General features: G+C 33.2%; 26 protein-coding genes and 1 tRNA gene. 25 read left to right on the top strand and 2 right to left on the bottom strand.

Annotated features, from left to right (window positions below; translation table 11 throughout):
• Positions 1 to 116 precede the first annotated feature (116 nt).
• The 20 genes from BHX94_RS02720 (at position 117) to BHX94_RS02815 (ending at position 15,177) form a co-directional block, all read left to right on the top strand.
• Positions 117 to 743 carry an O-methyltransferase gene (locus BHX94_RS02720; protein WP_111744818.1) on the top strand — a complete coding sequence of 209 codons (627 nt, stop codon included), beginning with the start codon at positions 117 to 119 and terminating at the stop codon, positions 741 to 743.
• 11 nt (positions 744 to 754) lie between these two features.
• Positions 755 to 1,678, top strand: a complete 924-nt coding sequence (locus BHX94_RS02725) for a peptidase U32 family protein (RefSeq protein ID WP_111744819.1) — start codon at positions 755 to 757, stop codon at positions 1,676 to 1,678.
• 11 nt (positions 1,679 to 1,689) lie between these two features.
• Positions 1,690 to 2,949, top strand: coding sequence for a peptidase U32 family protein (locus BHX94_RS02730; protein WP_111744820.1), 1,260 nt, complete (start codon positions 1,690 to 1,692; stop codon positions 2,947 to 2,949).
• Positions 2,949 to 3,572 carry a uridine kinase gene (gene udk / locus BHX94_RS02735; protein ID WP_096076294.1) on the top strand — a complete coding sequence of 208 codons (624 nt, stop codon included), beginning with the start codon at positions 2,949 to 2,951 and terminating at the stop codon, positions 3,570 to 3,572. The genes BHX94_RS02730 and udk overlap by 1 nt, the downstream gene beginning before the upstream one ends.
• A gap of 19 nt (positions 3,573 to 3,591) precedes the next feature.
• Positions 3,592 to 4,068 (top strand): transcription elongation factor GreA, encoded by a 477-nt coding sequence (gene greA, locus BHX94_RS02740; RefSeq protein WP_099578553.1) that lies wholly within the window; start codon positions 3,592 to 3,594, stop codon positions 4,066 to 4,068.
• Positions 4,069 to 4,128: 60 nt separating this feature from the next.
• Positions 4,129 to 4,821 carry a 5'-methylthioadenosine/S-adenosylhomocysteine nucleosidase gene (gene mtnN / locus BHX94_RS02745; protein WP_111744821.1) on the top strand — a complete coding sequence of 231 codons (693 nt, stop codon included), beginning with the start codon at positions 4,129 to 4,131 and terminating at the stop codon, positions 4,819 to 4,821.
• Positions 4,822 to 5,032: 211 nt separating this feature from the next.
• On the top strand, positions 5,033 to 5,557 hold the full coding sequence (locus tag BHX94_RS02750; RefSeq protein WP_096076297.1) for a YqeG family HAD IIIA-type phosphatase: 525 nt from the start codon (positions 5,033 to 5,035) through the stop codon (positions 5,555 to 5,557).
• A 148-nt stretch (positions 5,558 to 5,705) separates the two neighbouring features.
• Positions 5,706 to 6,011, top strand: a complete 306-nt coding sequence (locus BHX94_RS02755; RefSeq protein WP_096076298.1) for a hypothetical protein — start codon at positions 5,706 to 5,708, stop codon at positions 6,009 to 6,011.
• Complete coding sequence (locus BHX94_RS02760) at positions 5,977 to 6,825, top strand: prohibitin family protein (RefSeq protein WP_096076299.1); 849 nt, start codon at positions 5,977 to 5,979, stop codon at positions 6,823 to 6,825. The genes BHX94_RS02755 and BHX94_RS02760 overlap by 35 nt, the downstream gene beginning before the upstream one ends.
• Positions 6,826 to 6,953: 128 nt before the next feature.
• Positions 6,954 to 7,024, top strand: a tRNA-Gly gene (locus BHX94_RS02765).
• A 111-nt stretch (positions 7,025 to 7,135) separates the two neighbouring features.
• Entirely contained in the window at positions 7,136 to 8,233 is a 1,098-nt protein-coding gene (yqeH, locus tag BHX94_RS02770; protein WP_111744822.1) for a ribosome biogenesis GTPase YqeH, read from the top strand.
• 13 nt (positions 8,234 to 8,246) lie between these two features.
• Positions 8,247 to 9,050 carry a shikimate dehydrogenase gene (gene aroE, locus BHX94_RS02775; RefSeq protein WP_111744823.1) on the top strand — a complete coding sequence of 268 codons (804 nt, stop codon included), beginning with the start codon at positions 8,247 to 8,249 and terminating at the stop codon, positions 9,048 to 9,050.
• Positions 9,044 to 9,337 carry a ribosome assembly RNA-binding protein YhbY gene (gene yhbY, locus BHX94_RS02780; RefSeq protein WP_096076302.1) on the top strand — a complete coding sequence of 98 codons (294 nt, stop codon included), beginning with the start codon at positions 9,044 to 9,046 and terminating at the stop codon, positions 9,335 to 9,337. Before aroE ends, yhbY begins: the two co-directional genes overlap by 7 nt.
• On the top strand, positions 9,334 to 9,909 hold the full coding sequence (gene nadD, locus BHX94_RS02785; protein WP_111744824.1) for a nicotinate (nicotinamide) nucleotide adenylyltransferase: 576 nt from the start codon (positions 9,334 to 9,336) through the stop codon (positions 9,907 to 9,909). The genes yhbY and nadD overlap by 4 nt, the downstream gene beginning before the upstream one ends.
• Positions 9,890 to 10,453, top strand: a complete 564-nt coding sequence (gene yqeK, locus BHX94_RS02790; RefSeq protein ID WP_111744825.1) for a bis(5'-nucleosyl)-tetraphosphatase (symmetrical) YqeK — start codon at positions 9,890 to 9,892, stop codon at positions 10,451 to 10,453. The genes nadD and yqeK overlap by 20 nt, the downstream gene beginning before the upstream one ends.
• An 18-nt stretch (positions 10,454 to 10,471) precedes the next feature.
• A complete protein-coding gene (gene rsfS / locus BHX94_RS02795) occupies positions 10,472 to 10,825 on the top strand; it encodes a ribosome silencing factor (RefSeq protein ID WP_096076305.1) in 354 nt (117 codons plus the stop codon).
• Positions 10,825 to 11,565, top strand: a complete 741-nt coding sequence (locus BHX94_RS02800) for a class I SAM-dependent DNA methyltransferase (protein ID WP_111744826.1) — start codon at positions 10,825 to 10,827, stop codon at positions 11,563 to 11,565. The genes rsfS and BHX94_RS02800 overlap by 1 nt, the downstream gene beginning before the upstream one ends.
• A 68-nt stretch (positions 11,566 to 11,633) precedes the next feature.
• Entirely contained in the window at positions 11,634 to 12,317 is a 684-nt protein-coding gene (locus tag BHX94_RS02805) for a helix-hairpin-helix domain-containing protein (protein ID WP_170120740.1), read from the top strand.
• 79 nt (positions 12,318 to 12,396) lie between these two features.
• Positions 12,397 to 12,858 (top strand): ComE operon protein 2, encoded by a 462-nt coding sequence (locus BHX94_RS02810; RefSeq protein ID WP_111744828.1) that lies wholly within the window; start codon positions 12,397 to 12,399, stop codon positions 12,856 to 12,858.
• 15 nt (positions 12,859 to 12,873) lie between these two features.
• Complete coding sequence (locus tag BHX94_RS02815; protein WP_111744829.1) at positions 12,874 to 15,177, top strand: DNA internalization-related competence protein ComEC/Rec2; 2,304 nt, start codon at positions 12,874 to 12,876, stop codon at positions 15,175 to 15,177.
• Between the two features lie 29 nt (positions 15,178 to 15,206).
• On the opposite strand, the gene BHX94_RS02820 is transcribed toward BHX94_RS02815, so the two are convergent.
• On the bottom strand, positions 15,207 to 15,341 hold the full coding sequence (locus tag BHX94_RS02820; protein WP_096076310.1) for a YqzM family protein: 135 nt from the start codon (positions 15,339 to 15,341) through the stop codon (positions 15,207 to 15,209).
• 94 nt (positions 15,342 to 15,435) lie between these two features.
• Between BHX94_RS02820 and holA the strand changes: the two genes are divergently transcribed.
• Positions 15,436 to 16,407 (top strand): DNA polymerase III subunit delta, encoded by a 972-nt coding sequence (gene holA, locus BHX94_RS02825; protein ID WP_111745083.1) that lies wholly within the window; start codon positions 15,436 to 15,438, stop codon positions 16,405 to 16,407.
• Positions 16,408 to 16,441: 34 nt separating this feature from the next.
• Here the strand turns inward: holA and rpsT are convergent, their stop codons facing one another.
• Complete coding sequence (rpsT, locus tag BHX94_RS02830; RefSeq protein ID WP_096076311.1) at positions 16,442 to 16,690, bottom strand: 30S ribosomal protein S20; 249 nt, start codon at positions 16,688 to 16,690, stop codon at positions 16,442 to 16,444.
• Between the two features lie 175 nt (positions 16,691 to 16,865).
• Between rpsT and lepA the strand changes: the two genes are divergently transcribed.
• The 4 genes from lepA (at position 16,866) to grpE (ending at position 21,532) form a co-directional block, all read left to right on the top strand.
• Positions 16,866 to 18,689, top strand: a complete 1,824-nt coding sequence (gene lepA, locus BHX94_RS02835; protein ID WP_096076312.1) for a translation elongation factor 4 — start codon at positions 16,866 to 16,868, stop codon at positions 18,687 to 18,689.
• 60 nt (positions 18,690 to 18,749) lie between these two features.
• Positions 18,750 to 19,865, top strand: a complete 1,116-nt coding sequence (hemW, locus tag BHX94_RS02840) for a radical SAM family heme chaperone HemW (RefSeq protein WP_111744830.1) — start codon at positions 18,750 to 18,752, stop codon at positions 19,863 to 19,865.
• Between the two features lie 124 nt (positions 19,866 to 19,989).
• Entirely contained in the window at positions 19,990 to 20,937 is a 948-nt protein-coding gene (gene hrcA / locus BHX94_RS02845) for a heat-inducible transcriptional repressor HrcA (RefSeq protein ID WP_096076314.1), read from the top strand.
• Between the two features lie 13 nt (positions 20,938 to 20,950).
• Entirely contained in the window at positions 20,951 to 21,532 is a 582-nt protein-coding gene (gene grpE, locus BHX94_RS02850) for a nucleotide exchange factor GrpE (protein ID WP_111744831.1), read from the top strand.
• Positions 21,533 to 21,591: the final 59 nt, after the last annotated feature.

Genomic DNA, 21,591 nt, shown 5'->3' on the forward strand with positions numbered 1-21,591 from the left:
ATGTTGTAATTTTACTATTACAATTTTGGTTGTTTTATGGTACAATATCATGAAAATATAAAACACTACTACCAGCCGATGTGGTTGGTAATTTTTTCGTTAAAGGATTGTTTTAATTGATTAAAGAAGAGACATATATCAGTAAATTAAATCCAGTCAGTACAATCGATGGTTTAATTGAAGTTGCAAAAGAAAATGATGTGCCAATTATGGACAAAATATCAGTAGAATTCGTCAAACAGTTGATTCGTATACATCATGCAAAGTCAGTGTTAGAAATCGGCACAGCAATCGGATATAGTGCATTACATTTTGCATCTGTAAGTGAGAATATTCATATCACCACGATTGAGCGCAATGCAACAATGTATCAATATGCTTTAAAGCATATTGAACAATATAAAAAAGCTCACCAAATTCGCCCGATTTTTAAAGATGCACTTGAAGCATTTGATGAGGTGAGCGACAAAGAATATGATATATTATTTATCGATGCTGCAAAAGCGCAATCATTAAAATTTTTTGAGTTATACAGTCCGCTTGTTAAGAAAGGCGGTTTAATTATTACAGATAATATTTTATACCACGATTTTGTAGGCAATATTGAAATTGTGCGCAATAGAAATATAAAACAGATGGTGCGCAAAATCGAAAAATATAATACTTGGTTAAGTGAAAATACAGCGTATGATACGAATTTTATCGATATTGGAGATGGAATGAGTATTTCAGTGAAAAAATAAAGGAGTACATTATGACAGAATTATTAGTAACACCTAAATCTTTATCTCACATAAGTGAATTAATTGAAGCAGGTGCAGATGCATTTGTTATCGGAGAAGAACAATTTGGATTACGTCTGGCGGGAGAATTTAAACGTGAAGATTTAAAAGCTGCAATAGATATAATTCATCAACATAATAAGAAAGCTTATGTTGCAGTAAACGGTATTTTTCACAATGAACATTTAGATGCAGTTGAAGATTATATGAAATTTTTACATGTTGTAAAACCAGACGCAATTTTATTTGGAGATCCTGCAATTGTAATGTATGAAAGAGAACTAGGCAATACGATACCTTTACAATGGAATCAGGAAACATTAGTAACGAATTATTTCCAGGTGAACTACTGGGGACAACGTGGTGCAAACCGAGCGGTACTTGCACGTGAGTTATCTCTTGATGAAGTATTGAACATTAAAGCGCATAGTGATGTTGCTATTGAAGTGCAAGTCCATGGCATGACATGTATGTTCCAATCGAAACGTAGTTTGCTAGGTAATTATTTTATGTATCAGGATAAAGTAATGAAAATTGAAAATCGTGAAATTAAAGATGCAATGTTACTTTATGATGAAGAACGTAATAATAAATATCCAATTTTTGAAGATAGTAATGGCACACATATTATGAGTCCAAATGATATTTGCGTTATCGAAGAATTAGAAGAATTAATTGAAGCAGGTATTGATTCATTTAAAATAGATGGCGTATTACATTCAGAGGAATATATTACGACAGTGACAAAAGCATATCGACAAGCGCTTGACCTTTATAATGAAGATGTAGAAGCATATGAAGATGCTAAATTTGATCTTGTAGATATGATTGAAGAAATTCAACCAGAACATCGCCCACTGGATCAAGGATTCTTATTTAAACAAACTGTATATTAAGGAATGATTTGATGAAAACGGAATTAGAAATTAAAAAACCAAAACAAATAATAAAGAAACCAGAATTATTAGCGCCTGCAGGTAACCTTGAAAAATTGAAAATTGCCGTACATTACGGTGCAGATGCAGTATTTCTTGGTGGCCAAGAATATGGATTACGTTCAAACGCTGACAATTTCACAATTGAAGAAATTAAAGAGGGCGTAGATTTTGCGAATAAATATGGTGCTAAAATTTATATTACGACCAATATTATCGCCCATGATGAAAATATGGATGGTTTAGAAGATTATCTTATCGCCCTAGAAGGGACTGGAGCGACAGGGATTATCGTAGCAGATCCGCTAATCATTGAAACATGTAAACGTGTTGCGCCTAAACTTGAAATTCATCTTTCTACACAACAATCATTATCAAACGTGAAAGCTGTTGAATACTGGAAGTCAGAAGGTTTAGAACGCGTTGTGCTTGCTCGTGAAACAAGTGCTGAAGAAATTAAAGAAATGAAAGAAAAAATTGATATTGAGATTGAAGCGTTCATTCACGGTGCAATGTGTATCGCTTATTCTGGACGTTGTACATTAAGTAACCATATGACAGCACGTGACTCAAATCGTGGCGGATGTTGTCAAAGTTGTCGCTGGGATTATGATTTATTAACAGTAGATGATGATGAACTTGATGTTGTTTATGATGGAGAGGCAACACCTTTTGCAATGAGTCCAAAAGATTTAAAGCTTGTTGAATCAATTCCGAAGATGATTGATATCGGTGTAGATTCATTGAAGATAGAAGGTCGTATGAAATCAATTCATTATATCGCTACAGTTGTATCTGTTTATCGCAAAGTAATCGATGCGTATTGTGCAGACCCTGAAAATTTCAAGATAGATCCGCAATGGTTAATTGAATTAGATAAATGTGCCAATCGTGATACAGCAAGTGCATTCTTTGAAGGAGTCCCTGGTTTTGAAGAGCAAATGTTTGGTCATGAACAGTCAAAAAAAACACCTTTTGATTTCTGTGGTTTAGTGTTAGACTATTCTGAAGAAACACAAATTGCTACAATTCAGCAACGTAACAACTTCAAACCAGGACAGGAAATTGAATTCTTTGGTCCTGAAATAGAAAACTTTAAACAAGTAATCGATGTTATATATGATGAAGAGGGAACAGAATTAGATGCAGCACGTCATCCTCTTCAAATTGTACAAATTAAAGTAAAACATCCAGTCTATCCAATGAATATGATGAGGAAGGAACTGAATTAATGGCGCATACGACAATCATCGGTATTGCGGGAGGTTCTGGTTCAGGTAAGACATCAGTAACTTCTAAAATACTTAAAAATTTAGAAGGCTATAGTGTAGCTTTAATCGAGCAGGATTATTATTATAAAAATCAGGATCATCTTAGTTTTGAAGAACGTTTAAAGACCAATTATGATCATCCTTTGGCATTTGATAATGATTTACTTATTCAAAATTTAATTGATTTACGTAATGGTGAGACTGTAAAAGTTCCGACATATGATTACACCAATCATACAAGAAGTAAGAAAACGATTACATTTGAGCCAAAAGATGTTATTATTGTAGAAGGCATTTTTGCTTTAGAAAATGAAACACTTCGTGATTTAATGGATGTTAAGATTTATGTTGATACGGATGCAGATCTTCGTATTCTAAGAAGACTGATGAGAGATATAGAAGAGCGTGGTCGAACAATGGAATCAGTTATTGATCAATATTTAACTGTTGTTAGACCGATGCATAATCAATTCATTGAACCAACGAAACGATATGCTGACATTATTATACCTGAAGGTGGCAGTAATGCAGTTGCTATCGATATTATGACAACAAAAATACAATCATTAATTCGAGTGAATTAGTAGAAAGAAGGATTTATCCATGGAAATGCAAAAAGAATACCCAATGACGAAAGAAGGATTTGAAAAGTTAGAAGTTGAATTAGAACATTTAAAAACAGTAAGACGACCTGAAGTCGTTGAAAAAATTAAAGTTGCTCGTAGTTTTGGTGACCTTTCTGAGAACTCAGAATACGATGCAGCTAAAGATGAGCAAGGCTTTGTTGAACAGGAAATTACTAAAATTGAAATGATGTTACGTCATGCAGTTATTATTGAAGATGATGGTTCAAAATCAGAAGTTCAATTAGGAAGAACAGTAACATTTACTGAAGTGCCTGGTAATGAAGAAGAATCATATAAAATTGTAGGTTCTGCTGAAGCTGATCCTTTTGAAGGTAAAATTTCAAATGAATCTCCAATTGCTAAAGCATTACTTGGTAAAAAAGTTGGCGATGAAGTAAACGTTCCATTACCAAACGGCAATGAAATGCGTGTTAAAATCGTTGAAATCAGCTAATATATTATATATACATTAAAGTAGATCTTATGATCTACTTTTTATTTAGGAGGAATTCGTGTGATTGGAATTATCGGAGCAATGCAGGAAGAAATTGAAATTTTAAAGGGTAATATGCAGGAACTGCAAACTGAAAAAATTGCCCACGTTGAAATCTATAAAGGGCATTTATATGGTAAAGATGTTGTATTAATGCAAAGTGGTATCGGTAAAGTTAATGCTGCAATCTGTGCAACACTGCTTATCCAGAATTATCAACCGGAGATGATTATTAATACAGGTAGTGCAGGAGGCTTAGGTGCTTCTTTAGCTGTTGGTGATATTGTTATTAGTCAAAGCGTACTTCATCATGATGTTGTTGCGACTGCTTTTGGCTATGAGTTAGGACAAGTACCAGGTATGCCTGCACGATATCTAGCTGATGAAAAATTAATTGAATATACACAACAAGCAATTGATAAAAATAATCTTAAAGCACATATTGGACTCATCGTTTCAGGTGATAGTTTCATTGGATCATCAGAACAAAAGAAAGCAATCCTAACAAACTTTAATGACAGCCTTGCAGTTGAGATGGAAGCAGCTGCAGTGGCACAAACATGTCATCAATTTGAGGTTCCGTTTATTATTACACGTGCCATTTCTGACCTTGCAAATGGTGAGGCAGAGATGAGTTTTGAAGAGTTCTTAAAAGTGGCTTGCGTATCAAGTTCTAAAATTGTAAAATCATTAATAGAGACATTACCAGCTTAAGGGGATAGGAGGCGCACGTTATGTTATTTATTATGGCATTATCAGTAATTGCAACTGCAATTATCGGATTTTTAATTTACACAGGTACTGAAGTAGATTACGCTCCAAATCAAGAAATCGAATAATGCATTGTACCCCAATCCTTATTGGATTGGGGTTATTGATTGTATACCAGGGTATAACAAAGCAATAAAAAATTTAGAGGTGACTTATGGGATTATTTCAAAAATATTTATTACCAAGTAAATATGCAAAGTCAATATTTGAAATCACACCAGAAGAATTATCAGGACGTGGTGTAAAAGCGATTATTACTGATCTGGATAATACACTTGTTGGCTGGGATGTTACATTGGCAACACCTGAAGTGATTGACTGGTTTAATAGTATGCGTGAACACAACATTAAAGTTACAATTGTTTCAAATAATAATCAGGCACGCGTGGCAACATTTGCTACACCATTAGAAGTAGATTATATTTTTAACGCACGCAAGCCTATGGGACAAGCGTTTAAGAAAGCCTGTGTCGCAATGGGAGTACAACCTGAAGAAACTGTAGTTATCGGTGATCAGATGATGACGGATGTACTTGCGGCTAATTCTAATGGATTTTATTCAATTATGGTGGTTCCAGTGAAATCTAATGATGAATGGAAAACACGTGTCAACAGAATGATTGAACGCAAGTTTTTAGCATATTTTAAGAAAAAAGGTTTAATTAACTGGGAGAACTAAAAATCTATATATACTAGCAGAGACAAACCGATTGTCTCTTTTTTCTTTGATAACCTTAAATTTACCTTAAAAATATCAATTTATTATTTTTAAACAACATATAATGGTAAAATAGATGTAACACTTCTTTATATAGAGGGGGATTTATTTGAAACTATTTCTTATATGGTTATTTATTTTAGTAATCGTGCTGATAGTTCTTTATTTTGTGTTAAGTCGTCTTTATGATTATTTTAGCCATAGAGAAGCAAAAGAACAGATTGAACAACAAAATATCGAAAATTTACGCAAATATGAATTGAATCAGGCTGCATTAAAAAGTAAAAAGAAAATGCTTGAAAGTGAAATATTTGCAAAGACTGGTATGATTGGTGACATAGCAGAAATAAAGCATTTAGAAAAGGAGCTGGAAGAAGTTAATGAACTCATCGACAGAATCAGTAAAGACAATTAGACCTAATAACAGAAAACCAATCAATAGAAAGTCGTTATTTATGACGACTATTCTCGGGATATTGTTATTATTAGGCATTATGTTAGCATTTATGTCAATAGAAAAAGTACCTCAAGGATACCAAGCGGTTATCTATTCAGTCAGCGGTGTTAAAGAAGAGACTAAACCTGCGGGCTGGCACTTTATATTTCCGTTAGACAAAGCTGTACATTACCCAATTCGTACGCAGACGAAAGAATACACAGATTTAAATGTAGCCACTAGTGACGGTAAAAATTTAAATATGGATATTAGTGTTAACTATCATGTGGATCCTACAAAAGTTGTGAAGATCTTTAATAAATTTGGTAACGCTGATATTACAGGACTTGAAAATGGGTTCCTGCGAACGCGTGTATTAGATGGTTTACGCCAATCAGTTGCTAAATTCTCAGTCATTGAGACGTTCGGTGTAAAAACAGGAGAAATTAAGAAAAATACGTTAGAACAGTTACAGCAAAACTTAACAGATCAAGGATTTATTGTTGAAGACATTGCGATTTCCAGCCCAAAAGCTGATAAAGCAACACAAGCTGCAATTGACGAACGTGTAAAAGCGAATCAGGAATTAGAAAGAGCAAAGACAGATAGAGCAATTGCTGAGCAAAATGCTAAGAAAAAACAAATTGAGGCAGAAGGTCAGGCTAAAGCCAATGCTATATTAGAAAAATCTTTGACAGATAAAATCATTCGTAAACAAATGATTGATAAATGGGACGGTAAGCAACCGATTACGATTGGTGGAGAAGGCGTTATCGTTGATCTGAATAAGTAGTCATTTTGAGTTCGGGGATTTCCTGAACTCTTAATTTGTATTAAATATACTAAAATCAACGCATAAGTTTATTTATTCTTTACAAAAATGATAATATTCGTTATTATATTTATACGAATTTAATATATGCGGGTGTAGTTTAGTGGTAAAACCTCAGCCTTCCAAGCTGATGTTGTCGGTTCGATTCCGATCACCCGCTTAATCTGGGTCGTGCTTACTCGCACAACCCTTTTATTTTGTCTTACAATACTTAGTAGACGTAATGTGCTAAAATAGATATATTGATAAATATTTTCAGGAGGAACATTATTTGAGTAATGAAATGAAATGTATTGGTTGTGGTGCAATCTTGCAGTCAACAGACCAATCAAAGCCAGGCTACGTTCCAAATTCAAGTTTGAACAAAGAGGATGTCATTTGTAAACGTTGCTTTAGATTAAAACACTATAATGAGATACAGGATGTGCATTTAACAAGTGATGATTTCTTAACCATGCTAAATGCCTTAAGTGATAAAGATGGTATTATCGTTAATGTAATCGATGTATTTGATTTTCAGGGGTCATGGATCAATGGTTTAAAGCGAATCGTTGGAAATAAAAAGGTCATAATTGCGGCGAATAAAATGGACTTATTACCGAAATTAATTAATAAACGTCGTGTAAAATTATGGATAGAAAAACAGGCGAAAGACTTAGGTATGAAAGCTGAGGATGTAGTGCTCATATCTGCACAAAAGAATCATGGTATCGATGAATTATTGGAATCAATTGAAACACACCGTGCGGGAAAAGATGTTTATGTGGTTGGGACGACAAATGTCGGTAAATCAACTTTAATCAATAAGTTAATTGAAACAAGCGTCGGTGAAAAGAATGTCATTACGACCTCTCATTTTCCAGGTACAACGTTAGATTTAATTGATATTCCTTTAGATGAACAATCATTTATGTATGATACACCTGGTATTATCCAGGCACATCAAATGACACATTATGTAAGTGATAAAGAGTTAAAAGTCATAATGCCGAAGGATGAAATTAAACCACGTAACTTTCAGTTGAACGAAGGTCAAACATTATTTTTAGGTGGACTTGTTCGCGTTGATTACTTAACAGGTGGTCGTCGAAGCTTAAACTGTTTTGTTTCGAATATGCTTAATATACATCGAACGAAGCAGGAGAATGCTGAATCGCTATGGCACCGCCAAATAGGGGAGTTGCTATCGCCTCCAGGAACAAAAGAGTTTGATTTTGATAATGTCAAAAGAACTACACTATCGATTAAAGAAGATAAACAAGATATTATTATTTCTGGTCTAGGGTTTATAACTGTAGAAAAAGGTGCAGTTATAGATGTATATGCACCGAAACAAGTCGATGTATATTTAAGACCAAGTATTCTATAAAGTAGGTGGCGAAATGAATTTTGCAGTCATTGGCCATCCCATTCGTCATTCGTTATCTCCAGTTATGCATCATGCAAATTTTAAAGCTTTAGGAAGAAATGATGAATACAGTGCTTTAGATATTGATCCGAAACATTTTCATCATGTTAAAGATATTATCGCGCAAAAGCATTTAGACGGCTTTAATGTTACAATTCCGTTTAAAGTTGATATTATGGCATATTGTGATGTCATAGATGATGCTGCACAAATGATTGGTGCAGTAAACACTGTGCACATTAAGGATGGGAAATGGATAGGATATAATACGGATGGAATAGGGTATTTATCAAGCATAGATCATGTTCTAAAAGATAATATGAATATATTAATTTTAGGTGCCGGCGGAGCAAGTCGGGCAATTAGTTATACGATGATGCAAAATCATCAGGTTACGGTTGCTAACCGTACGTTAAAGCGTATTGAATCGTGGCCGTTCAAAGTTAACGGTATGACGTATAACGCACTTAATGACTTATCAATTTATGATTTAGTCATCAATACTACACCTGTAGGAATGACCGGATTTGATGAGGTGCCGTTGATTCGATGCCAGGAATTAAAACAATCGTGTGTAGTGAGTGATATTATTTATACACCGGAAAAAACAGCATTTTTAAAAGAAGCAGCATTACAAGATTTAAAAATAATAAATGGATTAGGTATGTTTGTGATGCAAGGGGCTAAAAGCTTTGAGTTATGGACGGGACTAAAAGCTGCTTCACACGCAATGAGCGAAGCAGTGCAAACAACCTTGAAAGGAAGAAATAAATGTTAACAGGAAAACAAAAAAGATTTTTACGAGCAGAAGCACACCATCTTGATCCCATCTTTCAAATTGGAAAAGGTGGCATCAGTGATAATTTAATTGAACAGCTAAATGATGTGCTTGAAAAAAGAGAGCTAATTAAAGTAAGTGTACTGCAAAATAATGATGATGACAAACAAGAACTTGCTGAAACAATTGCTCGACGTGTATATGGTGAACTTGTACAGGTTATTGGGTCAACAATTATTTTATATAAACCATCAGTAAATAATAAGAAGATTGAATTACCACGATGAAAATAATTGTCTATGGGGGTTCATTTGATCCGATTCACATCGGACATTTAACTGTGGCAAATGAAGTGTTTCATCAGGAGCAGCCAGATATTTTCTTATTCATACCTACAGGACATAGCCCTTTAAAGAAAAGTGGTGCACATACAACTAATAATGCCCGTATTTCGATGCTGAAACTAGCTATTGATTACTTAGGTTTTGGAGAAATTGATACTGTAGAGATGCATCGGGAAGGTAAAAGCTATACGTATGACACAATGCGATATTTGCAGGATAAATATCCAGGTGCAGACATATCGATAATAATCGGTACTGATCAGTATATTTCTATAGCACAATGGTATGAAATGGAAAAATTAAAAGAAATGGTTCGGTTTATAGTGGTTAACCGAGATGTTGATACACAAGACTTGCCTGAACCATTTCAAGCTTTTATTATACCTAGAATGGATATCAGTTCTACAATGATTCGTAATCGAATGGCACAAAACAAGACAATAAGATGTTTTGTAATAGATACGATTGAGCGATTGATTAGAAAGGAACATCTATATGAAACAGAAGAAAGCTAGAAAACTTGTTGAAGAGAAACTACCTAAGAAAAGATATGAGCACTCAATTCGCGTTGCAGAAACAGCATTAAAAATGGCTGAGATTTTCAATGGTGATCAGGATACTGTTGAAATGGCCGGTATTTTGCATGATTATGCTAAATACGATGAATTGAGTAAGTTATACCAGGCAGTAACGAAATATAATCTCGATAATGATCTATTGTCATATAACTCAGAAATTTTACATGGTCCGGTAGCTGCTGCATACATGATGGATAAGCATGAGATAGATTTAGAGATATATAACGCGATTTATTATCATACTACAGGACGCGCCGGAATGGGTTTAAACGAAAAAATTATCTTTATTAGTGATTATATTGAACCTGGACGTACTCAACCTGATGTGGAAGATATTCGTAACATTGTTTTTGAAGAAAAGAATTTAGATAAAGCAATTTATGAAATATCTAAACGTACAGCATTATATTTGATTGAAAATGATAAACCGATATATCCTAAAACGATAGAATGTTTAAATTATTATAATTTACAGAAGTAAAAGAAAAGGAATGATTGAATGGAAAAAGAAGCATTATTGGAACTTGCGTTTAACGCATGCGATAACAAAAGAGCAGAAGATATTATTGGAATTAATGTAGCGAATGTTACAGGTATTACGGACTATTTCGTAATTTGTGAAGGGAATAGTGACCGTCAGGTACAGGCAATTGCACGTGAAGTAAAAGATGAAGCCCAAAAACATGGTATCGAAGTCAATCGACTTGAAGGTTTTAATGAAGCACGTTGGATTTTAGTTGATCTAGGGGATGTTGTAGTGCATGTATTTCATCACGAAGAACGTGACTATTATAACTTAGAGAAGTTATATCGTGATCAGGAAATTATCGAGTATATGCCGGAGCAAGTTTAATGTCTTACGGTCAGTTTGCATCAATCTATGATCAGTTTATGTATGATCAGCCATATGATAGATGGCTTGAAGTGATACGACCATATTTGAAAGATAATGTGTTAGATTTAGCAACAGGCACGGGTGCTTTAATTGATTTAATGCCACCCACTATTAAAGTGACAGGTGTCGATCTAAGTGAAGAGATGTTAGCAATTGCGGCCTCAAAACGAAGTGATGTGACCTTAATTGCTCAAGATATGACAAAGCTAGAACTCAATCAAAAATTTCAATTAATTACTTGTCTATGTGACAGTTTAAATTATTTAGCTGAACCAGAAGATATACAGGAAACGTTTCAACGTGTTTTTGAACATCTGGAGGAAGATGGTATCTTTATTTTTGATGTACATAGCACAGCTAAATTTGAAGCCTATTTTGATAACCAGACATATAGTGACGAACTTGAAGGGATGTTATATATTTGGCATGCTGTTCAAGGTGAAGTACCGTTTTCTGTTTATCATGATTTGATATTCTTTATCAAAGATAATGAGAAAGATATTTATCATCGTTTTGATGAACAGCATTATCAGAAAACATATGAAATTGATGAATATAAAGTGATGTTAGGACAGATTGGTTTTGAGATTATCACTATATTTGCAGATTTTGATCCTGATTTTGTTGTGGATACAAATGACGAAGCATATTTTGATCGTGTATTTTTTGTTGTAAAGAAGAAAGAAAAGATAAAATAATATTTAATTTGTGACAAATAAAATATTTTTAAGCACTTCTACAGATAATAATGTGGAGGTGTTTTTTTATGTATTTAGAAATGATAAGAACATGGATAGACAAAAATAAGATGTCCAGTCTATTTATAGGAATTATTATTATGCTTAGTGTCGTAGTCATCTTTCAAAATAATGACCAATCAAAGAAAGTGCGTGATAAGACTTCGTTAAGTCATTTTGCACAAATGGATGTTAAAGAAACAAAAGCATCTTTAATACCTGTAGACCAGCAATCTAAATTGACGAATGATAAGCAGCAAGTTATTACGGAAGTAAAAGTAGATATTAAAGGTGCTGTGAAATTCAGCGGTGTATATCCTGCAAAATCAAATCAAGTGGTCAATGATATTGTCAACCTGGCAATCCCCCATAAAAACGCTGACCTTGATGCAGTAAATCTAGCTGCACCTATTAAGGATGCAATGGTAGTCTATATACCATTTAAAGGTGAAGTGAAGCAGGATAAATTTTCGATGTATCAACAAGCAGGAACACATAATAGTAATGCGCAAAATGATAAAAAAGTAATTAATATAAACACATCTGAACAAAGCGCTTTAGAAGAAATTCCTGGAATAGGGCCGAAAAAAGCTCAGGAAATTATTCAGTATCGCGAAACAAATGGTAGCTTTAAATCAATCGAAGAAATTAAAGAGATAAAAGGAATAGGGGATAAAACGTTTGAAAATTTAAAGGATTATATATCTATTTAAATGTCTGTACAAATTTAGTTCACCTTGAATAAAATATGAATAAATATTACAATGAGTTCAAAAAGACATAGGTGATGTTATGGAAAGAATTCAATGGAAAGAATATTTTATGGCACAATCACAATTATTAGCATTACGCTCAACGTGTACACGTTTAAGGGTTGGGGCAACAATCGTAAAAGATAATCGAGTAATTGCAGGAGGATATAATGGTTCTGTATCGGGGGAAGTACATTGTATCGATGAAGGATGTTACATAGAGAATGGTCATTGTATTCGTACAATTCATGCTGAAATGAATGCGTTATTACAATGTTCAAAAATGGGTGTCTCAACTGAAGGTGCTGATATTTATGTGACACACTTCCCATGTATGCATTGCACGAAATCAATTATTCAGGCAGGTATAAAGAAAATATATTATGCAAATGATTATAAGAATCATTCTTATGCAATTGAGCTGTTAAAAAAGGCTAATATAGATACTGAAAAGATTGAATTCAATCCTATACATGTAGCAGGCTATTTTGAACAAATGTAAAGATAGGAGGTAGTCTTGGGAGTAGTTGTTGTATTACTTGTATTAGCAGGAATACTTTCATCTTATTCTATCGTTATTACATGCTTTTTAATAATAATTTCCTGTATTATCATGTTTCAAAAGCAGCTACAAAAATGGTTATTAATTTTTTTGGCTGCATTTTTAATTGCGTTTTATTTTTATAATATGTATGATTTTAAACGTGAAAAACTGTCATTTGAATTTGAGCCGAAAGTCATTACAACAGGTAAGTTCAGATTTTCAGATGATTTAAAAATTGATGGCAATTTACTGATGGGGTCATTAACAGTACAACAAGAAGAATATCAATTTTTCTACAAGATAAAGAATGAAATTGAAAAAGAACGATTACAAATAATGCAATTAACATTTCTAAATTGTTCAGCTCAAATGAGTCTTCAGCACATTCTACCAAATACAAATTTTACGGGTTTCCATTACGATGCCTATCTCTATTATTCACATAAAAAAGGTAGTTTAAAGCTAACAAACATTGACTGGAAAAATTGTTCTTATCAAGATTTAAATATCATTGAACGTATTCAGAAATATAGAAAAGATATTGCTTTAGCAATGTATCAATCAAATATAGTGCATAAGGGTTATTTAATCGCTTTAACGTTAGGTGATACATCGTACTTAAATAAAGATGAGATGACTGTACTTAAAACACTAGGTATTTATCATCTTTATGCCATCAGTGGAAGTCACGTTGCACTTATATCAGTACAGTTATATTTTGTTTTACGGAGATTAAGTGTTCCATTAATATTGTGTAAAATGATTTTGCTAATGTTGTTACCTATGTATATGATTTTTACAGGTAGCCAACCGTCTGTGTGGAGATCAACGATTTTTATAATGCTTATCTTATTTAATCCAGGTCGAAGGACGCAGCTCACAGACCTTTTATCGCTCACATTTATACTAAATTTAATATATGATCCTTTTACAGTTTATGATATTGGATTTCAACTATCATATGTTATATGTTTTAGTTTCTTGTTTATCTTACCGTTATATAATGAAAAATCAAAACTTTTTCAATTTTTCCTCAGTAACTTTATCTCACAATTAGCAACAATTCCAATTCTTTTCTATCATTTTAATAACAACTATTTAATTGGTATGTTGACAAATATTTTTTTCATACCACTATTTACTTTTATTGTCTTTCCGATTTGTACGCTAATCCTGTTATTATTTATGTTAAACTTCCAAGTTAATTGGTTATATCAATTGGTAGATGATTCTTTTATATTGAATGACTTGTTAACAAAATTTTTTAAGCAGTTTTCTAGAGTCGAAATTATATTAGAACAACAGCATATATTCATTTATGTATTGATGTTTATTGCTTTATCGTTACTATTTAGCAAATTAAAAAGTTATAAAGGTATAAGCATAGCATTGTTGCTATTTTTATTAATATTTACCAATAAAAATATTAAAGAAAATAATAATTACGTTCACTTTTTGGACGTTGGGCAAGGTGATGCAATCCTACTGGAGCTAGGTAGAAAGACGATAATGATTGATACAGGAGGAAAGCTGGATTTTAGCAAACCTTGGGAAAGACGCAGCAATGCACAAAGTATAAGTGATAAGGTTACGCTCCCCTTTTTAAAATATAGAGGTATTTCTAAAATTGACGCGCTTATTTTGACGCATCCTGATGCTGATCATTTTGGAGAATCTGAAAATTTAATAATGGCAGGGATGATTGAGCGCATTATTTTAAACCCTAAAGCACATGGCAGTGAAAAGTATAAGAAGATGATTCGTTTAGCACAATTAAAGGGTATAGCATTGATTGATGTGAATAATTATTTACATGAAGCGCATATTCAGTTCGTGCGTCAAAATGAAAATAATAACAAGAATGTATCTTTAAGATTTTTAACTGCAGGGCAAACTGGAGAAGAGAATGATGATAGTATCGTTGTGTTTTTAAAACACGATAAACCCGGTAGAAATATATTATTTTTAGGTGATTTAAGTAAAGACTATGAAGATGAAATCTTAAGTCAGATCGATGATGCTATAGATATTGTGAAAATTGGTCATCACGGAAGCAGAACGAGCACAAGTGAAACTTTAATTAGGCGACACCCTAAAATTGCAATTTTTTCTGCAGGACGGCATAATCGATTTAAACATCCTCATACTGAAACTGTAACTGCTTTAATCAATAACGATATCAAAATTTTTAATACACAGAAAGATGGAAGAATATCTTTTGATTTAGATAGAGGAACTGTTCAGACGCAGTACGAATCATTGTTTAATGATAAATAAAAAAAGCGGTGATGCCACCGCTTTAAAAATTATTTCGCTACTAAGTCGAAAATTTGAGCAATAATATAAATTGTTGCGAATCCGCCAAAGCCAATTAAAAATGCATAGCCTGAGTCTTGAACGTCATTGTTTTTTGATTGTGTATTTTTTTCGAAATGATTCATGTCATAAACCCCCTACTTTTCTATCTATTTAAGTATATGATAATGAACAGAAAAAAGCTATAATGAAATTAAGATTTTTACGTTGGGAGTGCTCATATTGAGTCACATTTATTTAGTTTATGGTAGTACAAAACCTTTAGTAGAAGAAAAAGTGGATAAAATTATCCATCAATATATCGCGGAACTAGACGACTTTAACTTTAGCCGATATGATTTGCAGGAAACTCCATTTGAAGTGATTGCAGAAGATGCGATGACCTTACCATTTTTAAGTGATCAGAAAGTGATCGTGATCAACAATAGTTTTATTTTTACAGGTGAAAAATTAAAAATTGCTCATGAAATTAATTTAGATAAAGTTGTGGATTTTCTCGAAAAATATGAGGGGCCAAATATTGTCATTTTTAAAGTGCTACAGGATAAGTTAGATGAGCGAAAGAAGATCGTTAAACGTATCAAGAAATTGCATACAATTGAGAAAATTGAACCGCTAGATGAAAATGGAATGAAACAGCTTATTAAAAAGCGTTTCAATGAACAGTTTAAAGATATTAAAGCGGATGCATTAGAAGAGATGATACATCTAACGGGAATTAATTACAGTAACGTTGTAAAAGAGATGGACAAATTAGTATTATTTATTGGAGATAATCCAGTCATTACGAAGAAAGATGTTACTGAAGTAGTAAGCAGAAGTCTAGAGCAAAATGTCTTTTTACTCACTGATTATATCGCTAAAGGTGATAAGAAAAGAGCGGTTCATTTATTGAAAGATTTGATTAATATGAAAGAAGAACCGATTAAACTCCTGGCTCTGATAAGTAGTCAGTATCGATTGTTCTATCAGGTGAAGATATTATCACAAAAAGGATTTAGTGAAGCACAGATTGCAAAACAAGTAAAAGTTCATCCATATCGAGTGAAACTAGCATTACGTAAAGTAAGGACAACGGATTTAAAACAACTATTAAATATCATAAAAGAATGCGGTGATACAGACTATGCTTTAAAATCTAGTTATCTAGATAAAGTGCTAATTTTAGAATTGTTTATTTTAAAAATATAAAAAAGCGACCCTCAGGTCGCTTTATTTATTAGTATTATTTGTTACGCATAACTTGTGATTTTAAACGGTCAGCTTTGTTAGCGTGGATTAAGTTGCTTTTCGCAGCTTTATCAATCTTTTTAACAGCTACTTGTACTAATTCTGATTTATTGTCAGCGTTGTTTTCAATTGCCGCTTTTGCATTTTTCACAGCAGAACGCATATCATTCTTTTGAGAAATGTTTGCTTGTTGTGCTTTATTGTTAGTTGTAACACGTTTGATTGCAGATTTAATGTTTGGCATAATGTCACCTCCTAGAAATGTCTTGCACTTAAAATGGATATTTTGATTGCAACAAGAAATATTTTATCAAATTCAGACAGTATATGCAATCTATATTTTTAAAACTCATTGAACAACTGTATAAGAGTTGTTATAATCAAATATACGTACAATTTAAGAAAGTTGGGCAAAAAAGATGAATAATGAACAGCGTTTAAGCCGTCAGGAAAAAATAAGAAACTTCTCTATTATTGCGCATATCGATCATGGTAAATCGACCTTAGCAGATAGAATTTTAGAAAATACAAAATCTGTTGCTTCACGAGAGATGAAATCTCAATTGCTGGATTCTATGGATTTAGAGCGTGAACGCGGGATAACAATTAAACTGAACGCAGTACAATTAAATTATACAGCAAAAGATGGAGAGACATATATTTTCCATTTAATAGATACACCAGGACACGTCGATTTCACCTATGAAGTATCACGAAGTTTAGCGGCATGTGAAGGAGCTATATTGGTAGTTGATGCAGCCCAAGGTATCGAAGCACAGACATTAGCGAACGTTTATTTAGCTTTAGATAATGATTTAGAATTATTACCTGTTATTAATAAAATTGATTTACCTGCTGCTGAACCTGAACGCGTGCGTCAGGAAATTGAAGATGTGATTGGTTTAGATGCAAGCGAAGCGGTACTTGCTTCAGCTAAGGCAAATATCGGTATAGAAGAAATCTTAGAACAAATCGTTGAGAAAGTTCCGGCACCTATGGGTGATCCTGAAGCACCATTAAAAGCTTTAATCTTTGATAGTGCTTTTGATGCCTATCGTGGTGTTATCTCATCAATTCGTATTATTGATGGGACTGTTAAAGCTGGCGATAAAATTAAAATGATGTCTACTGGTAAAACATTTGATGTGGTAGAAGTTGGAATCAATACACCGAAACAATTGCCTGTTTCTGAATTAACTGTGGGTGATGTAGGTTATATTACGGCTTCAATTAAGAATGTTGCAGATTCAAGTGTCGGGGATACAATTACATTAGCTGATAATCCAGCAGCAGAACCATTACAGGGTTATAAAAAGATGAATCCAATGGTGTTCTGTGGTATCTATCCAATTGATACTGGACGATACAATGATTTAAGAGAAGCTTTAGAGAAACTTCAATTAAATGATGCTTCTTTAGAATTTGAAGCTGAAACTTCTCAAGCTTTAGGATTTGGTTTTCGTGTCGGTTTCTTAGGATTATTGCATATGGAAATTATTCAGGAACGTATTGAACGTGAATTCGGTATCGAGTTAATTGCAACTGCACCGTCTGTAATTTATAAATGTGAGATGACAGATAAGAGTGAAGTAATTGTTGATAACCCATCAAAAATGCCAGATCCACAAAAGATTGATAAAATTTATGAACCATACGTAAAAGCGAGTATTATGGTGCCGAACGATTACGTCGGTTCTGTGATGGAATTATGCCAAAGAAAACGCGGTAATTTCCAGACGATGGACTATATGGACGATATTCGTGTAAATATTATCTATGAAATTCCATTATCAGAAGTCGTATTCGATTTTTTCGATCAATTAAAATCAAATACAAAAGGTTATGCCTCTTTTGATTATGAGTTAATTGGCTATCAGGAAAGTCGCCTAGTGAAGATGGATATCTTACTCAATGGTGAAAGTGTCGATGCTTTAAGTTTCATTGTGCATAGAGACTTTGCCTACGAACGTGGTAAAGTAATCGTAGAGAAACTAAAAACCCTTATTCCGCGTCAACAATTCGAAGTACCAGTTCAAGCCGCAATCGGACAAAAAATCGTTGCCCGTACTAATATTAAATCAATTGGTAAAAACGTACTAGCAAAATGTTACGGTGGGGATATCTCACGTAAACGTAAACTTTTAGAGAAACAAAAAGCTGGTAAAGCAAAGATGAAGGCAGTTGGTTCTGTGGAAATTCCACAAGATGCATTCCTGGCTGTGTTAAAAATGGACGAAGAATAGTAAAAAAACACGATTGTTTCTTTCAAAGAGCAATCGTGTTTTAATTTTGGAGGTGCTGGCATGAGAAGTTTATATATTCATATTCCATTTTGCAATCGTATCTGTACATATTGCGATTTTAATAAATTTTTAATAAAGAACCAACCTGTCGATGCATATATAGATGCACTTATTAAAGAGCTTGGAATGATTAGTGAGAAGGAAATTTATACTGTCTTTATCGGAGGTGGGACGCCGACTGCATTATCTAGCATACAATTAGAAAGATTGCTTAAATTTATTACAGAAAGATTCAACATAATTAGTGAGTTTACTGTAGAAGCGAATCCGGATGAATTAACAACCGATAAAATTGCTATCATGAAACGATACGGAGTTAATCGATTATCGTTAGGCGTACAAACGTTTAATAATCGTTTGTTGAAATCACTTGGCAGAACACATGTTGAAAGTGATATAAAACGTGCCGTAGATGATGCGAACCGTTTAGGTATTGAATCAGTAAGTATCGATCTAATGTATCACTTACCGACTCAGACACTTGAAGAATGTCAGTACGATTTAGAACAAGCTGTGCAACTTAATATTAATCATATTTCGAGTTATTCGCTCATATTAGAACCCAAAACTCAATTTTATAACCTTTATAAAAAAGGTATGCTGCAAATGCCCGATGAGATACTCGCACAGGATATGTATGAATATACAATGAAATTCTTAGCAGAACAAGGTTTTCATCAATATGAAATTTCGAATTATACTAAAGGAGACTTTGAATCATTGCACAACAAAGTCTACTGGGAAAATAAAGAGTATTATGGAGCAGGAGCTGGCAGTCATGGATACATTGACGGGAACCGTTACTATAACGTTATACCTGTACCACATTATATTAAGGCGATGAAAGATGGAAGTGCTGTTAAAGAGGTTATTCCTGTAAACATTGAAGCTTCTATGGAAGAATTTATGTTCTTAGGATTGAGATTAAATAAAGGAATCAACATCGATGATTTCGAGAAAAGATATGCTAGAAGTTTTAATGATGTATTTGGCACTGTTGTTCAAAGTTTGCTAAAAGAAGGTCAAATCATGATAGAAAATAATAATGTAAAACTTACTGATGAAGGCAGGATGCGTGGTAACGATGTCTTTGAAAAGTTCTTATTAACTGTGTAAAATCACGGTTTTTAAGAACTTTTTTTCATTAATAATTTTTTAGGTGTTATATGTTGACATACTTTGACCAATTTGATAAATTGTAATTAGCACTCGAAGTGATAGAGTGCTAACGAGGTGAAATATGCTAACAGATAGACAATTACATTTATTAAACGTAATTGTTGAGGATTTTGTTGATAGTGGATCACCTATCGGTTCAAAGAAACTGATTGAGCAACATAATTTAAATGTTAGTCCTGCAACAATTAGAGCTGAGATGAAGCGACTAGAAGACCATGGTTTAATTGAAAAAATGCATTCTTCTAGTGGTAGAATCCCTTCAGAAGCAGGATACAAATTTTATGTTGAAGCGTTGCAAAATGAATTTCCTTATGAAGAGAATTTTTTTATTGATCAGACAAACTTTGTCGATTTTAGAATGCTCGCTAAGGATATAGCGATGGATACTCAATATCTATCAATTGCAACGACAACTGAAATCGATAAACGATCAATTTCACAAATTCATTTGACGTATTTAACACCGACAAATTTGGTATTAATTATTGTCTATGAAAATGGTAATGTTGAACATCAACAAATTTCATGGCAAGTACGTTTAACTAGACAAGAGATTGAGCGCATGAACAATTATCTAAATCAGAATTTACTTGCAATTATTGAAGGTAATATTCATTTAGATGTAAATCATCAAGGTTTTAAACAGTTACCACTCTCACATTTAAAGTCTGAAATCGTTAAGAAGGCTCATACTACGTCACATACTATTTATTTTGAAGGTAGAGAGTATTTATATGAAATTATAGATTCAGATAATTTAAATGCTGTAAAAGAAACTTTAAAATTGATTGATTCTGATGACTTACCGGGTATATTAAGTCAGGTTGATTCTGATCATATTCAGGTAACTTTAGGTCAGGAAATTGATAAAAACTTAGAAGGCATCTCAATTGTAACTTCACCGATTCATCTTCATAATATGAATGGTAAGATTGCGGTCATTGGACCGACACAAATGAGTTACCGAAAAGTCTTTAATAAATTAGCAAGTATTAATCACTTGTTATAAGGAGGTAAATATCTTGTCTGAAAAACATGAAGAACAAGTATATGAAAAAACTGATCAAACAGATGAGTCGAATGAAACAGTTGAACAGGATATGACAGAAAAAGTTGCACCAGAAGCACCTGTTGAAGCTTCTGAAGAAGAAACAACTGATGAAGTCACTGAAACAAAACAATTATTAGAAGCAGCTGAAGAGAAATATTTACGTCTTTATGCTGAATTTGAAAACTATAAAAAACGTACACGTGCAGAATTAGATACAGAAAGAACGTATCGTGCGCAAAGTGTACTGCGTGACATTTTACCAGCAATTGATAATATTGAACGCGCACTTGCACAAAAAGGTGAAAGTGAAGAATTTAAATCTTTACATAAAGGTGTAGAGATGGTTTATGAAAGTCTGCTGAGTTCATTGAAAGATAATGGCCTTGAAGTGATTGAAGCACTTGACAAGCCATTTGATCCGAATTTACATCAAGCTGTAATGCAGGAGCGGGATCAAGATAAAGCATCAGGCATTGTTTTAGATGAGCTTCAAAAAGGTTATAAATTGAAAGAACGTGTTTTACGACCTTCGATGGTTAAAGTAAACGAGTAATTGTTTATTAAATAATCATTTAATAAACAATTTTCAAAATTAATTTTTAAAATAATGGA

This window comes from Macrococcoides bohemicum (genome assembly GCF_003259675.1).
Lineage (GTDB): Bacteria > Bacillota > Bacilli > Staphylococcales > Staphylococcaceae > Macrococcoides > Macrococcoides bohemicum.